The sequence below is a fragment of the Micromonospora endolithica genome (genome assembly GCF_003626595.1).
GTDB lineage: Bacteria > Actinomycetota > Actinomycetes > Mycobacteriales > Micromonosporaceae > Micromonospora > Micromonospora endolithica.
In genome coordinates, this window is sequence record NZ_RBAK01000015.1 from 60,723 (window position 1) to 74,172 (window position 13,450).

The 13,450-nt window shown below is 74.3% G+C and carries 13 protein-coding genes and 1 pseudogene; 6 read left to right on the forward strand and 8 right to left on the reverse strand.

Annotated elements, in window-relative coordinates; all coding sequences use genetic code 11:
- The first annotated feature begins 86 nt into the window (after positions 1 to 86).
- Positions 87 to 338: a hypothetical protein gene (locus tag D7223_RS27630; protein WP_120731671.1), complete on the forward strand. Its 252-nt coding sequence runs from the start codon at positions 87 to 89 to the stop codon at positions 336 to 338.
- Positions 339 to 413: 75 nt separating this feature from the next.
- On the opposite strand, the gene D7223_RS27635 is transcribed toward D7223_RS27630, so the two are convergent.
- Complete coding sequence (locus tag D7223_RS27635) at positions 414 to 1,736, reverse strand: ABC transporter substrate-binding protein (RefSeq protein WP_120731673.1); 1,323 nt, start codon at positions 1,734 to 1,736, stop codon at positions 414 to 416.
- A 166-nt stretch (positions 1,737 to 1,902) separates the two neighbouring features.
- Between D7223_RS27635 and D7223_RS27640 the strand changes: the two genes are divergently transcribed.
- Entirely contained in the window at positions 1,903 to 2,736 is an 834-nt protein-coding gene (locus D7223_RS27640) for a phosphoribosylaminoimidazolesuccinocarboxamide synthase (RefSeq protein ID WP_120731675.1), read from the forward strand.
- Between the two features lie 4 nt (positions 2,737 to 2,740).
- Here the strand turns inward: D7223_RS27640 and glpK are convergent, their stop codons facing one another.
- The gene (gene glpK / locus D7223_RS27645; protein ID WP_120731677.1) at positions 2,741 to 4,225 is read right to left on the reverse strand and encodes a glycerol kinase GlpK; all 1,485 of its coding nucleotides are present in this window, start codon (positions 4,223 to 4,225) and stop codon (positions 2,741 to 2,743) included.
- 78 nt (positions 4,226 to 4,303) lie between these two features.
- Between glpK and D7223_RS27650 the strand changes: the two are divergent.
- Positions 4,304 to 5,241, forward strand: a pseudogene (locus tag D7223_RS27650) (ribose-phosphate diphosphokinase).
- Positions 5,242 to 5,259: 18 nt separating this feature from the next.
- On the opposite strand, the gene D7223_RS27655 reads toward D7223_RS27650, so the two are convergent.
- Positions 5,260 to 5,697 carry an ATP-binding protein gene (locus D7223_RS27655; RefSeq protein ID WP_120731679.1) on the reverse strand — a complete coding sequence of 146 codons (438 nt, stop codon included), beginning with the start codon at positions 5,695 to 5,697 and terminating at the stop codon, positions 5,260 to 5,262.
- A gap of 121 nt (positions 5,698 to 5,818) precedes the next feature.
- On the opposite strand from D7223_RS27655, the gene macS reads away from it, so the two are divergent.
- Both macS and D7223_RS27665 read left to right on the forward strand, forming a co-directional pair.
- Positions 5,819 to 6,973 (forward strand): MacS family sensor histidine kinase, encoded by a 1,155-nt coding sequence (macS, locus tag D7223_RS27660; protein ID WP_238162257.1) that lies wholly within the window; start codon positions 5,819 to 5,821, stop codon positions 6,971 to 6,973.
- Positions 6,961 to 7,626 carry a response regulator gene (locus D7223_RS27665; protein WP_120731683.1) on the forward strand — a complete coding sequence of 222 codons (666 nt, stop codon included), beginning with the start codon at positions 6,961 to 6,963 and terminating at the stop codon, positions 7,624 to 7,626. Before macS ends, D7223_RS27665 begins: the two co-directional genes overlap by 13 nt.
- A gap of 37 nt (positions 7,627 to 7,663) precedes the next feature.
- Here D7223_RS27665 and D7223_RS27670 read toward each other — a convergent pair whose 3' ends face one another.
- From D7223_RS27670 to D7223_RS27680, 3 genes are all read right to left on the reverse strand, one after another.
- On the reverse strand, positions 7,664 to 8,236 hold the full coding sequence (locus D7223_RS27670; RefSeq protein ID WP_120731685.1) for a DUF5709 domain-containing protein: 573 nt from the start codon (positions 8,234 to 8,236) through the stop codon (positions 7,664 to 7,666).
- A gap of 93 nt (positions 8,237 to 8,329) precedes the next feature.
- Positions 8,330 to 9,106, reverse strand: a complete 777-nt coding sequence (locus D7223_RS27675; protein ID WP_120731687.1) for an ATP-binding protein — start codon at positions 9,104 to 9,106, stop codon at positions 8,330 to 8,332.
- Positions 9,106 to 10,101: an SDR family oxidoreductase gene (locus D7223_RS27680; RefSeq protein ID WP_120731689.1), complete on the reverse strand. Its 996-nt coding sequence runs from the start codon at positions 10,099 to 10,101 to the stop codon at positions 9,106 to 9,108. The genes D7223_RS27675 and D7223_RS27680 overlap by 1 nt, the downstream gene beginning before the upstream one ends.
- Positions 10,102 to 10,320: 219 nt before the next feature.
- On the opposite strand from D7223_RS27680, the gene D7223_RS27685 reads away from it, so the two are divergent.
- Positions 10,321 to 11,592 carry a glycosyltransferase gene (locus tag D7223_RS27685; RefSeq protein WP_120731691.1) on the forward strand — a complete coding sequence of 424 codons (1,272 nt, stop codon included), beginning with the start codon at positions 10,321 to 10,323 and terminating at the stop codon, positions 11,590 to 11,592.
- 104 nt (positions 11,593 to 11,696) lie between these two features.
- On the opposite strand, the gene D7223_RS27690 is transcribed toward D7223_RS27685, so the two are convergent.
- Both D7223_RS27690 and hisN read right to left on the reverse strand, forming a co-directional pair.
- A complete protein-coding gene (locus D7223_RS27690; RefSeq protein ID WP_238162261.1) occupies positions 11,697 to 12,560 on the reverse strand; it encodes a hypothetical protein in 864 nt (287 codons plus the stop codon).
- Between the two features lie 59 nt (positions 12,561 to 12,619).
- Positions 12,620 to 13,438 (reverse strand): histidinol-phosphatase, encoded by an 819-nt coding sequence (gene hisN / locus D7223_RS27695; protein WP_120731697.1) that lies wholly within the window; start codon positions 13,436 to 13,438, stop codon positions 12,620 to 12,622.
- Positions 13,439 to 13,450: the final 12 nt, after the last annotated feature.

Here is a 13,450-nt window from a genome sequence, read left to right on the forward strand (position 1 = left end):
GTGGTCGACCCGACGCCGCGGTTCGGAACGAGGGCCGACGTGCCAACCGACGTGCCTGACTTGCGCTTCTCAGCGAGGATGGGCGCATGTCATCTTTCGGGAAGTGGTGGGGCCGCCTGAGCGCGGTCCTCGGTGCGGTCGTGCTGTCGGTGTTCGTGCCCGTGGCGGCGTGGGCGTCGACCGGTGCCGGTGAGATCGTCGTGGAGGCCGCGCGGCGACGCTCGCGGGGCGGCGGCTTCGGTTTCCTCGGCCTGCTGTGCTGCCTGGTCGTGGTCGGGGTGATCGTCTTCGTCATCCTGCGGATGATGCGCAACCGTCGCGGCGGCCCGCCCCGCTGAGCCGGCCCCGGCCGGGGCGGTCCCCCGCCCACGCGGGCAGGGACCGCCGGCCGGGACGGGACCCGACGGGCGGCATCAGGCGGTCAGCGCGGCCTCGGCCCGGCCGAGGAAACGGTCCACCGCCGCCCGCGTGCCCACGTCGCCGGAGCGGACGCTCTCGGCGGCGGCGAGGAGCAGGTTGCGCACCTCGGAGTGGCCCCTGGGTGGCGGGGCGGGAGCCGGACCGAGCTGGTTCGCCAGGGCGTTCCCGAGGACCGCGGCGCGTTGCTGCGCCGGGTCGCCGATGCTGCCCTCGGTGTAGCGGCGGACCGCGAGGCTGGGGTTGACGCCCCGCTCGTGGCCGAGGATCACGCCGGCCTCGCCGTTCGAGGTGAGGAAGTTGATCACGTCGACGGCGACGTCGGGGTGGCGGGTGCCCCGGAAGACGGTCCAGTACATCGAAGCACGGGCCCACTGGGCGGCCGGTGGCCCCGGCACGCCGGCCAGGTCGAGTTCGTCCTCGGTGAGGCTCTGCAGGGTCGGCAGCTGGTGCGCCCAGGCGAAGGACGCCGCGGCCGCCCCGGTGACCACCAGTTGACGGGTGGCGTCCCCGCTGTCCGCCTGCTCGATCAGGGCGGCGCTGGGGGTGGCCCGCCGCCGCCGGGCCTCCTGCCACAGGTCGAACCACTGGAGCAGTCGCTCCCGGTCGAACGCCAGGCCGCGTCCCTGGTAGAACTCCGACCCCCGGCCGCGCAGCCACAGCCACAGCGCCCGGTAGTCGCCGGAGGGATCCATCGTCCCGGCCACCCGCCCGCCGCCGGCCCGGGTCACCCGTCGCGCCCACTCGACGTACTCGGACCAGGTCATCCCGGTGGTCGGTGCGGGCAGGTCGAGCCGGCGCAGCAGGGTGCGGTTGAAGACGACCGCGGCGGCGGTCTGCCCGGCGGCGACCCCGACGGTCCGGCCGTCGACCTGGCCGTAGCGGACCAGCCCGTCGGGCAGGGTACGCAGGTCGAGCCGGTTGTCGGCGACGTGCCGGCTGAGGTCCAGGACGATGTCGCGCAGCGCGTACTCGGTGAGCACGCTGTCGTCGAGCTGGATCAAATCCGGTACGTTGCCGCCGGCGGCCTGGGTGGCGAGCCGGTCGTGGTAGCCGGCGGCACCCTGCCAGGTGACCCGGAAGGTGACCCGGGGGTTGCGCTCGGAGTACAACCGCAGCGCCTTCTCGGTGATCGCGGCCCGCCCCTCGTCGCCGTACCAGAAGACCGACAGCTCCACCGGCCCGTCCTCGGCCGGGCCGGCGGACCTGTCGCTGCACGCGGTCAGCCCGAGCAGCGGCGCGCCGAGCAACGCGGCGAGCACCCGACGGCGGCCCGGTTCCGCTCCGGGTCGGGGCAGCGGCGGTCGGGGAACGGGCACGCGGACTCCTGGCAGGCGGGGCGGGGGCAAGGTCGGACCATTCACGCAGGCGACGCCGGAAGGTGTCAACGTCCGCCCGGCCACAGCGCCGCGACCCGGCGGGCGTACGCATCGACGCCCGCCACCGCCGCAGGCCCGCCACCGGGCGCGTGGTGTACTAGGGCGCGTGGAACTTCTGCACTCGGGCAAGGTCCGGGACGTCTACGCCGACGGCGAGGACCTGATCCTGGTCGCCAGCGACCGGATCTCGATCTACGACGTGGTGCTGCCGACGCCGATCCCGGACAAGGGGAAGCTGCTCACCGCCCTGTCGCTGTGGTGGTTCGAGCAGCTCGCGGACATCGCTCCGCATCACGTGGTCTCGGCGACCGAGGTGCCCGCGGAGTTCGCCGGGCGGGCGATCCGCTGCCGGCGGCTGGACATGGTGCCGGTGGAGTGTGTGGCCCGGGGCTACCTGACCGGCGGTGGTCTCAAGGAATACCAGGCCACCGGCGCGGTCTCCGGCGTCGAGCTGCCGCGCGGCCTGGTCGAGGCGTCGATCCTGCCCGAGCCGATCTTCACCCCGTCGACCAAGGCGCCGGTGGGGGAGCACGACGAGCCGATCACCTTCGCCGACGTGGTGGACAAGGTCGGCGCGGAGACCGCCGAGCGGCTGCGCCGGGTCACCCTGGACGTCTACCGGCGGGGCGCCGAGCTGGCCGCCGACCGGGGGATCCTGATCGCCGACACCAAGATCGAGCTGGGCTGGGCGCCGGACGGGACGCTGACCATCGGCGACGAGCTGCTCACCTCCGACTCGTCCCGGTTCTGGCCGGCCGAGTCGTACCAGCCGGGGCGGGCGCAGTTCTCCTACGACAAGCAGTACGTCCGGGACTGGGCCACCGAGAGCGGCTGGGACCGGCAGGCGCCCGCGCCGGAGGTGCCGGCGGAGGTGGTCGACGCGACCCGGGCCCGCTACGTCGACGTCTACGAGAAGCTGACCGGCAACCGCTGGGGCTGACCGCTCAGTCGACCCAGTCGAGGGTGCGTCGCACGGCCTTGCGCCACTGGCGCAGCTCCCGCTCCCGCAGCTGGGGGTCCATCGCCGGTTCCCACTGCGCGTCCGAGCGCCACTGCTCCCGCAGGGTGGCCAGGTCCGGCCAGAAGCCGACCGCCAGGCCGGCGGCGTACGCGGCGCCGAGGCAGGTGGTCTCGGTGATCCGGGAGCGGACCACCGGCACGTCGAGGACGTCCGCGAGGAACTGCATGAGCAGCCCGTTGGCGGTCATCCCGCCGTCCACCCGCAGCCGGCGCAGGGCGACGTCGGAGTCGGCGTTCATCGCGTCGACCACCTCGCGGGTCTGCCACGCCGACGCCTCCAGCACCGCCCGCGCCAGATGCCCCTTGGTGATGTAGCCGGTCAGTCCGGCGATCACTCCCCGGGCGTCACTGCGCCAGTGCGGGGCGAACAGCCCGGAGAACGCCGGTACGACGTAACAGCCGCCGTTGTCGTCGACGGTCCGGGCCAGCTCCTCCACCTCGGGGGCGGTCGAGATCAGGCCGAGGTTGTCCCGCAGCCACTGGACCAGCGAGCCGGTGACCGCGATGGCGCCCTCCAGCGCGTACGCGGCGGGTTGTCCCTCGATCCGGTAGGCGACCGTGGTGAGCAGGCCGTGCCCGGACGGGACCGGGCTGGCACCGGTGTTGAGCAGCAGGAAGCTGCCGGTGCCGTAGGTGCACTTGGCCTCACCCGGCTGGAAGCAGGTCTGGCCGAACAGGGCCGCCTGCTGGTCGCCCAGCGCGCTGGCCACCGGGACCCCGGCCAGCACGCCGGTGGCCTCCCCGTAGACCTCGGCGGAGCAGCGGATCTCCGGCAGCATCGCGGCCGGCACGCCCATCGCGTCGAGCAGGTCCGGCGCCCAGTCCAGGGTGGTCAGGTCCATCAGCATGGTGCGGCTGGCGTTGGTCACGTCGGTGACGTGCCGGCCGGTCAGCTTCCAGATCAGCCAGCTGTCCATCGTGCCGAACAGCACCTCGCCCCGCGCGGCCCGCTCCCGCAGCCCGGGAACCTCGTCCAGCAGCCAGCGCAGCTTCGGGCCGGCGAAGTAGGTGGCCAGCGGCAGGCCGGTGCGTTCCCGGAAGCGCTCCTCGCCGTACGCCCGCTCCAGCTCGCGCAGCAGCGGCCCGGTCCGGGTGTCCTGCCAGACCACGGCGTTGGCCACCGGCCGGCCGGTGGCCCGGTCCCACACGAGGGTGGTCTCCCGCTGGTTGGTGATCCCGACCGCGGCCAGTCCGGCGGCGTCCGTGCCGGCGGACCGCAGCGCCTCCCGGACCACCAGCTCCACGTTGCGCCAGATCTCCTCGGCGTCGTGCTCCACCCAGCCCGGCCGGGGGAAGATCTGCCGGTGCTCCCGCTGGGCGACGGAGACGATGTCCCCGGCCCGGTCGAAGAGGATGCACCGCGAGGAGGTGGTGCCCTGGTCGATGGCGGCGACGTACTCTCCGGTCACCGCAGCACCGTAACCGACACGGCGGCGCGGTGCGACCGCCGTCACGCCGGGGGGTCACGTCGCCTACGATGTGCGAACGTGCGCGACATCGCCGTCTTCAGTGGAACCGCCCATCCCGACCTGGCCGCCGAGATCTGCGCCCACCTCGGGGTGCCGCTGCACCCCGTGCGGGTGTCCCGGTTCGCCAACGACTGCCTGGAAGTGCAGTTGCAGGCCAACTGCCGGGAGCGGGACGTCTTCCTGATCCAGCCGCTGGTCCCTCCGGTGCAGGAGAACCTGGTAGAGCTGCTGCTCATGATCGATGCCGCCCGGGGCGCGTCGGCCGCGCGGATCACGGTGGTGCTGCCGCACTACGCGTACGCCCGCTCCGACAAGAAGGACGCGCCGCGCATCTCGATCGGCGGGCGTCTGGTGGCCGACCTGCTCACCTCGGCCGGTGCCGACCGCGTGCTCGCGATGACCCTGCACTCGCCGCAGGTGCACGGCTTCTTCAGCGTCCCCGTCGACCACCTGCACGCGCTGCGCGAGCTGGCCGCCCACTTCGCCGGGTACGACCTGTCCGACACCGTGGTGGTCTCGCCCGACCTGGGCAACGCCAAGGAGGCCGCGGCGTTCGCCCGCCGGCTCGGCACCCGGTCGCGGCCGGCGCGAAGCAGCGCTTCAGCGACGACCGGGTCACGATCAGTGCGGTGATCGGCGACGTGGCCGACCGGGACGTGATCGTGCTGGACGACGAGATCGCCAAGGGCAGCACGGTGGTGGAGCTGATGGAGCACCTGCGTGACCTGAAGGTCCGCTCGATCCGGCTGGCCTGCACGCACGGCCTGTTCTCCAGCGGGGCGCTGACCCGGCTCAGCGAGCAGGAGGGGGTGCTGGAGATCGTCTGCACCAACACGGTGCCGATCCCGGTGGAGAAGCGGGTTCCGAAGCTGAAGGTGCTCTCGGTGGCGCCGGCCCTGGCCGAGGCGATGCGCCGCATCCACGACGGCGAGTCCGTCAGCGCCCTCTTCGCCTGAAGCCCGGCGGGGCGGGCGTCAGCGATCGACGGTGGCGGTGATGCGGACCAGGGTGCCGGCGTCGCCGGTGTCCACGTCCATCGTGTCGCTGAGTTCGCGGGCCAGCCAGAGACCCCAGCCACCGGCGGTCTCCGGCGCCGGGCGGCTGCGGTCGCGCAGCCGGTGCGCGCTGATGCCGTGCCCGTGGTCGGCGACCTCGCAGACCAGCCGTCCCGGCTGCCGCCAGAGCCGCAGCGAGCCCCGGCCGCCGCCGTGCCGGACCGCATTGGTGATCAACTCGTTGACCGCCAGCACGAAGTCGTCCAGTCGCTGGCCCCGCAGCCCGGAGGCGTACGCGCAGGAGGTGACCGAGTGTCGTAGTTCGGTCACCTGGGCCTGGTCGAAGGCCTGGGCGATCAGGACGGCGGATTCGATGGGCACAACCGTACGCGGTGCGTCCGGCTCTGCGTTCGTCATGGCCCCGTCCCCGGCGGTGGATACTCGGCTTATTCGCGGCTTTTCCACCGTACGTCAGGGTTTCCCGGGCCGCATCCGCCGGTTCCCGGCGCACCCACCCGGCTGTGGCATGGTGTCAGGCGTGCCGACGTCGCCCGGAGGGTTCGAGGTCCCGCTCTGGCGGGCCATCGCGGTCTACCGGATCGCCTCCCTCGCGTACGTCGTGATGCTGGCGGTGCGCGACGCCGACCGGTACGCGCACCCGTTCGCCGCCGCCGGCCTGGTCCTGCTGATGGCGACCTGGACCGTCGTCACGGTGATCGGCTACGCCCGCCCGGCTGGGCGGCGCTGGCCGCTGCTCCTGGCCGACCTCGGCGTGGTCCTCGGCATCGTGCTGGCCACCCCGTGGGTGGTCGGGCGCGCCGCCCTGGACGCCGGGGCCCCCACCCTGGCGGTGGCCTGGCTGGCGGGCCCGGTGCTGGCGTGGGCGGTCTCCGGCGGTCGCCGCCGGGGAACGGTCGCCGCCCTGGTGCTGGCCGTGGCGGACCTGGCCACCCGGGGGACGGTGACCCCGTCGGCGTTCAACGGCGCCATCCTGATGCTGCTCGCCGGGGTGGTGGTGGGGCACGTGGCCCGGCTGGCCGTGACCGCCCGGGAGCGACTGCAACGCGCGGTCGAGCTGGAGGCCGCGACCCGGGAACGCGAGCGGCTCGCCCGGGGAATCCACGACTCGGTGCTCCAGGTCCTCGCGCTGGTGCAGCGCCGCGGCGCGCACCTCGACGGCGAGGCCGGCGAGCTGGCCCGGCTCGCCGGCGAACAGGAGGCGGCGCTGCGCGCGTTGATCGGCGCCGCGCCGACCGGCCCGGCCGCCGACGCCGCCGGCGAGGTCGACCTCGGCGAGCTGCTGTCCCGGTACGCCTCCGGCGTCGTCTCGGTGTCCGCGCCGGCCGGCCCGGTGCCGCTGCCCGGCCCGGTCGCCCAGGAACTGGCCGCCGCCACCGGCGCGGCCCTGGACAACGTGGCCCGGCACGCCGGTGGCCGGGCCTGGGTGCTGGTCGAGGACGAGGGGCACACGGTGACCGTGTCGGTACGCGACGACGGACCGGGGATCCCCGAGGGCCGGCTGGCCGAGGCGGCGGCGCAGGGGCGGATGGGCGTCTCCCGGTCGATCCGGGGTCGCCTCGCCGACCTCGGCGGCACGGTACGCATCGCGTCCACCCCCGGCGCCGGCACCGAACTGGAACTCGCCGTGCCCCGGCAGGCGACCAGGGACGAGGAGGAGCCATGGCGCGGGTGATGGTGGTCGACGACCACCCGATGTGGCGGGAGGGGGTGGCCCGGGACCTCACCGAGGCCGGTCATCTGGTGGTGGCCACCAGCGGTGAGGGACGCCAGGCGGTACGCGTCGCGCCCGCCGCCCGGCCGGACGTGGTGGTGCTGGACCTGCAACTGCCGGACGTGTCCGGCGTGACGGTGATCCACGGGCTGCGCGCCGCGTTGCCGCAGGTCCGGGTGCTGATGCTGTCGGCCAGCGGTGAGCAGCAGGACGTGCTGGACGCGGTGAAGGCCGGGGCGACCGGCTACCTGCTGAAGTCCGCCGCCCCGGCCGAGTTCCTGGACGCGGTACGCCGGACGGCGGCGGGGGAACCGGTCTTCACGCCGGGTCTGGCCGGTCTGGTGCTCGGCGAGTACCGCCGGCTGGCGGCCGAACCGGGCGGCCGGGTGGGCGCGCCGGGATCCGCCGGGACACCCCGGCTGACCGACCGGGAGACCGAGGTGCTGCGCCTGGTGGCGAAGGGGATGTCGTACCGGCAGATCGCCGAGCGGCTCGGGCTGTCCCACCGCACCGTGCAGAACCACGTGCAGAACACGCTGGGCAAGCTCCAGCTGCACAACCGGGTCGAGCTGACCCGGTACGCGATCGCGCAGGGCCTGGACGCCGACGGCTGAGGACGGCCGCCGGGAGGGCGACCGTCCCCGGCCGGTGTCAGACCGAGTGCGGCGGGCGGGTCTCGTGGATGGCCAGTTCCTCGGCGGTCGCGCCACCGCCGGCCGACCCGGCGTCGTACGCCACGCTGTCGGTCTCCTGGTCGGTGTGCGCGCCCTCGTCCGGTTCCACCAGCCGCCCGACCTTCGCGTCGGCGACGCTGCCGAGCTGGCCGTGGTCGTAGAGGGAGACCGGCGAGTTCGGGTCCGAGGTGGGCCCCGGGTCGATCACGTCCGCGTCGAGCTGCGCCTGGGCCGCCTGCTCGCGGCTGTCCGCCTCGGCGGCGATGTCCGGGTCGACCGGGCCGGCCAGCGGGTCGTCGGCGGGGATCTCGTACCGCTCCCGGTCCAGCTTGTAGTCGAGCGACTCGCCGTCGAGCTGCTCCTCGGCGGTGGTCCCGAAGCGGTCCACCGCGACCGGGGTCCGGTCGCCGGGCAACTGGGCCGGCTCCGGACCGTCCGCCTCGCGTCCGGTGCGGACGTCGTCGTGGGCGGTCGAGTCGTCGTCGGCGGTGTCGGGCAGGCCCTCCGCCTCGGGATCGGAAACGGGGGTCGGGAACTCGTCGTCGCGCATGTCCGATCACTACCCACTGCCCTCCCGGCGTAACCGGTACCGCCGGTGGCCATTCGGGCGCAAGCGGGACGAACAGGCTCACGACCGGTCGAATCAGCTCGCCTCGTCGGCGGTGTGCAGCACGCACCACACCACCTTGCCGTCCGGCAACGGCGTACTGCCCCAGAGCCGGGTGACGGTGTCGATGAGCAGCAGGCCCCGCCCCCCGGCCGAGTCGATCGGCGCCCGGCCGCGGAAGGCCGGCTGCCGGTCGGAGTGGTCCCGGACGGCCAGGTGCAGGCTGCTGTCCCGAGGGGCCAGCCGGACGGTCATCGGTGTCCGCGCGTGCGCCACCACGTTGTTGACCATCTCGGTGACCGCGATGCAGGCCGGCTCGGCCAGCGTGGCCACGCCCCACCGGCGGCAGCCGTCGGTGACCAGTTCCCGGGCCTGCCGCGCGGCGTCCACCTCCGGCGGCAGGTCGGCGGTCAACACCGCGGCCATCGGCGCCAGGGCCAGCGCGGCCAGTGCCCCGTCCAGGGTCGGCCAGGTCGGCAGGCCGGTGACCGTTCCGGACGGGTCGCAGACCAGCAGGTCCGCCGCCGGCCACTGGACGACCGCACCCCGCACCTCGGCGAAGACGGCGCCGGCGGCCGGCTCGGTCACCCGCAGGCCGGTGAGGTCCACCACGACCGGGCCCGGCCGGTCGGCGAGCCGGGCCAGCAGCGCGTCCCGGACCACCCCGGCACCCGGGCGGTCGAGCACCCCGGTCAGCCGGACCACGCCGGACGAGTCGTCCACCTCCACCCGGCACCGCACGTCAGCCGGCAGGACCGTCCTGTCGCGCCGGTCCGGCACTCCGAGAGCGGTCCGCCGGTCGGCGTGTTCCATCAGCGGTCCCGGGCCCGTCGGGTCATCGCCGCCATGGTGCCGACCGCGGTGCCGGCCGCGGCCAGCCCGAAGGCGGCGCCCACCCGGACGATGCGCCGGCGCCGGCCGTGCCAGCCACCGTCGGGTTCGGCCGCCGCGTCCGGGTGGAACACGTTGCCGGTGGCGTCCGCCCGGGCCGCGGGCCCGAACTGGGTGCGGTGCACGTACCAGCCGAGCACCCGCTCGGCCACCGCCGGGGCGACCCGCCACTGCAGTCCGATCAGGCGGGCGGCGCCACCGGCGTACGCCTCGCGGCGCGGCCGGCGCAGCAGCCGGACGATGGTCCGGGCCACCACCTCGGGCGGGTACACCGGAGGCGGCGGCACGAGTTCCCGGCCGGTGTGGTTGGCGGCGTGCCGGAAGAACGGGGTGTCGATGGTCGCCGGCAGCACGGTGCAGATCGACACGGCGCCGCGACCGGTGAGCCGCAACTCCTGACGGACCGTGTCGGACAGGCCCCGGATGCCGTGCTTGGTGGCGTTGTACGCCGACTGGTACGGCATCGCCACCTCGGCCAGCACCGAGGCGTTGTTGACCACCACCCCGCCGCCGGCCGCGCCGAGGTGTGGCAGGGCCGCCCGGGTGCCGTACGCGGTGCCGAGCAGGTTGACCTCCAGCACCCGGCGGAACTCCGCGACCGGGATCTCGTCGAAGAGCCCGACCGCGCTGACCGCGGCGTTGTTGACCCAGGCGTCGATGCGGCCGAACTCCGCCACCGCCCGGTCGGCCAGCCGCTCCACGGCGGTCGGGTCGGTCACGTCGGTGGGGACCACCAGCGCGCGCCCACCCAGTTCCCGGCACCGCTGGGCCACCTCGTGCAGGGCCGGTTCGCTGCGCGCGGCGAGCACCACCGCGGTGCCCCGGCGGGCGAGCGCGTACGCGGTGGCGGTGCCGATCCCGCTGGAGGCACCGGTGACGACCACGACGGCGTCGGTGAGACTGCGGGTCAGAGGCATTCTTCGCCGGTACCCCCGTCGGCGGGGGTCATGCGGACCCGGTGGTGGTGATTGGTCACCGGCGTGTCCGGGTGCCCGATCGGTGCTTGTCGCACCGCAACTTTGTGCGGCACCCGTCAGCCTCTTTCCGATCTGCCAGGTTTCGGCTCCCCGGCCCCAGGTTAATGGGACGCTCTGACCGGGAGGACCACCGCTGAGAAGATCGCTTGGAGGTGACCCATGCGCGTCGGCCTCGTCTGCGCGCACGCCGATTCGACCAGGCGCGTCGACGGATCTGCCGTCGGTACGCACCAGCACATCGCCAAGGTCGCCGCCGAACTGGCCGCGCGCGGCCACGACGTCCGGGTGTACGAACGCCGGGACGACCCCGACCTGCCGGAGACCGTCACGGTCGACGGCTACCGGGTGGAACGCGCCCCGGTCGGGCCGGCCACCCCGGTCGGCACCCGCGAGCTGGTGCCGTACGTCGCCGAGTACGGGCGCTGGTTGCTCGACCGCTGGTCGGGCGACTGGGCGCCGGAGGTCGTGCACGGGCACTACTGGATCGGCGGGCTGGCCGCCGCGCACGCGGTCCGCGCCACGGACATCCCGGTGGTGCAGACGTTCCACTCCCTCGGCGTCGAACAGCTGCGCCACCTCGGCGGACGCTACGACGGGCCGGGCGAGCGCATCCCGCTGGAGCGGGCGTTGACCCGGGCGGTGGACATCGCGGTCGCGCAGAGCAACGACGAGGTCGACGAGCTGACCCGGATGGGGCTGCAACGCGCGTCGGTGGCGATGGTCCCACCCGGCGTCGACACCGCCCGGTTCCATCCCGACGGGGAGGCGGCCCCGCGTGACCGGCGGCCCCGCATCCTGTCCGTCGGCGGTCTCACCCCCGGCCACGGCGCGGAGGACCTGATCCGGGCCATGCGCCTGGTCGGGGACGCCGAACTAGTCATCGCCGGTGGTCCGCCGGCCGAGCAGCTCGCCGACCACGCGGAGGCGCGTCACCTGCGAGCGGTCGCCGAACGCAACGGGGTGGCCGAGCAGGTGAAGCTGGTCGGCGCGGTCCCGCACGAGCAGATGGCCACCTGGTACCGCTCGGCCGACGTGGTCGCCTGCACCCCGCACTACTCCACCGCCGGCCGGGTGTCGCTGGAGGCGATGGCGTGCGGCGTGCCGGTCGTCGGGTACGCGATGGGCGGCATCGCCGACGCGGTGGTGGACGAGGTGACCGGGCGGCTGGTACCACCGGGTGACGTCCGTTCGCTCGGCGTGACGCTGCGCCGGCTCCTCGCCGACAACGCCAGCCGGTTCGCGTACGGGCACGCGGCGGTGGACCGGGTGCGGTGCAGCTACACGTGGGAACGGACGGCGGGTGCCCTGGAGCGGCTCTACGAGCGGGTGATCGGGCGCCGCCACCCGATCGAGGCCACCGCGCCGGTGACCGTGCCGGAGACCGACACGGTGCCGGAGACGGTCACCACCACCCCGGTCGAGGCCGCCTGAGCGGGATCGATCCGATCGGAGAAAGGGCCGGGCCGCGCCACGTGGCCCGGCCTTTCCCGCCCCGCCGCCCGGCCGCGTCGGGACCGGGCCGACCGGGGCCGGGATCAGCCCGGCCGGACCGGCGAGCCGACGCCCACCATCGGGCGGTCCAGTTCCGGCGCGACCTTGTGGTGGTGCTGTGGCTCGGCGTACCGGGTCAGGCCGATGACGGCGGCCAGGGTGACCAGGAAGCCGGCCGCCGCCAGCCACTCCCGGCCCGGCCAGATCTTGTCGTCGAGCAGGAGCAGGCCGACGATCGCGGCGGGCACCGCGCCGGCGGCGTCCATCGCGGCCACCGCCGCCGTGGTCGACCCCCGCTGCATGGCCAGGCCGAGCAGCAACTGGCCGACCAGCGAGTGGGCGATCAGCAGATAGAGCAACGGATCACGGGCGAACGCCTCCACCGACGGCGCCGACGCCAGCGGGCGGGCGGCCACGGCCGCCGCGGAGAACGCCATGCCCGCCAGCGAGCCGAGTGCCACCGAGCCGGGCGAGCCGTGCAGGCGTACGGCGAAGAATCCCAGGACACCGATCACGGCGAGCGCCGCCCCCAGCGCCACCAGTCCCGCCGTACCGAGCTGTTTGGACGGTGCCGGCCGGGCGGACAGCACCAGGGCGCTGATCCCGGCGAACAGCAGCACCAGCAGCGCCACCTCGGCGGCCGGCAGTCGCCACTTCAGCACCACCACGCCGAGCACGGCGGTGACCCCCAGGCCGGCGGCGACGCTGGCCTGCACGAGGAACAGCGGCAGGTCCCGACGGGCCAGGAACGCCAGCACGAAACCGGCCACCTGGCAGCCCAGCCCGATCAGATAGGTGCGGTGCCCGGCCAGCCGCAGCAGCAGTGCCGGGTCGAACGTGTGGTGCACCGTCGTCCGGGCGGCGGCGACCGACTGGAGCAGGTTGGCGACGCCGTACGCGACGATCATCGCCGCGAGGAAGCACCAGCCGGAGGAGACCACCTGGCGAGGATAGAGGCTGTCGACGGTCAGCGCGCGGTTGCCCGACCCAGCCGGCCGAGGATGTCGGCGTGCAGCGGACCGTTCGTGGCGACGGCGCTGATGTCGCCGGAAACGGGGTCACCAGGGGCGGGAGCACCGTCGAGGGTGGTGAACGTGCCACCCGCCTCGGTGACGATGGGCACCAGCGCGGCCACGTCCCACAGCGACAGCTCCGGCTCCACCATGACGTCCAGTGCGCCCTCGGCCAGCAGCATGTAACCGTAGAAGTCGCCGTACGCCCGGCTGCGCCAGGTGTCCCGCATCACCTGGAGCATCGCGTCCAGCCGGCCGGCCTGCTCCCAGCCCTCCAGGGACGAGTAGCAGAAGCTCGCGTCGGCCAGGTCGCGTACGCCGGAGACCCGGATCGGGGTGCCGTGCCCGGCGTCCGGGCCCGCGTACGCCCCCGCGCCGCGCGCCGCCCACCAGCGGCGGCCCAGCGCCGGCGCGGACACCAGTCCGGCGACCGGCCGGTCGCCCTCCAGCAACGCGATCAGGGTGGCCCAGACCGGCACGCCACGGACGAAGTTCTTGGTCCCGTCGATCGGGTCGACCACCCACCGCCGGCCGTCCGGACCGGTCGCCGGCTGCTCGCCGTACTCCTCGCCGAGCAGCCCGTCACCCGGCCGGTGGGTCGCCAGCAGCGCACGGATCTCCCGCTCCACCGCGGTGTCCGCGTCGGAGACCGGGGTGAGGTCCGGCTTGGCCTCGACGCGCAGGTCGAGAGCCCGGAACCGGGCCGTCGAGATGGCGTCCGCGGCGTCCGCGAGCAGGTGGGCGAGGGTGAGGTCGTCGGCGTACCCGGTCATGGTCCCGACGGT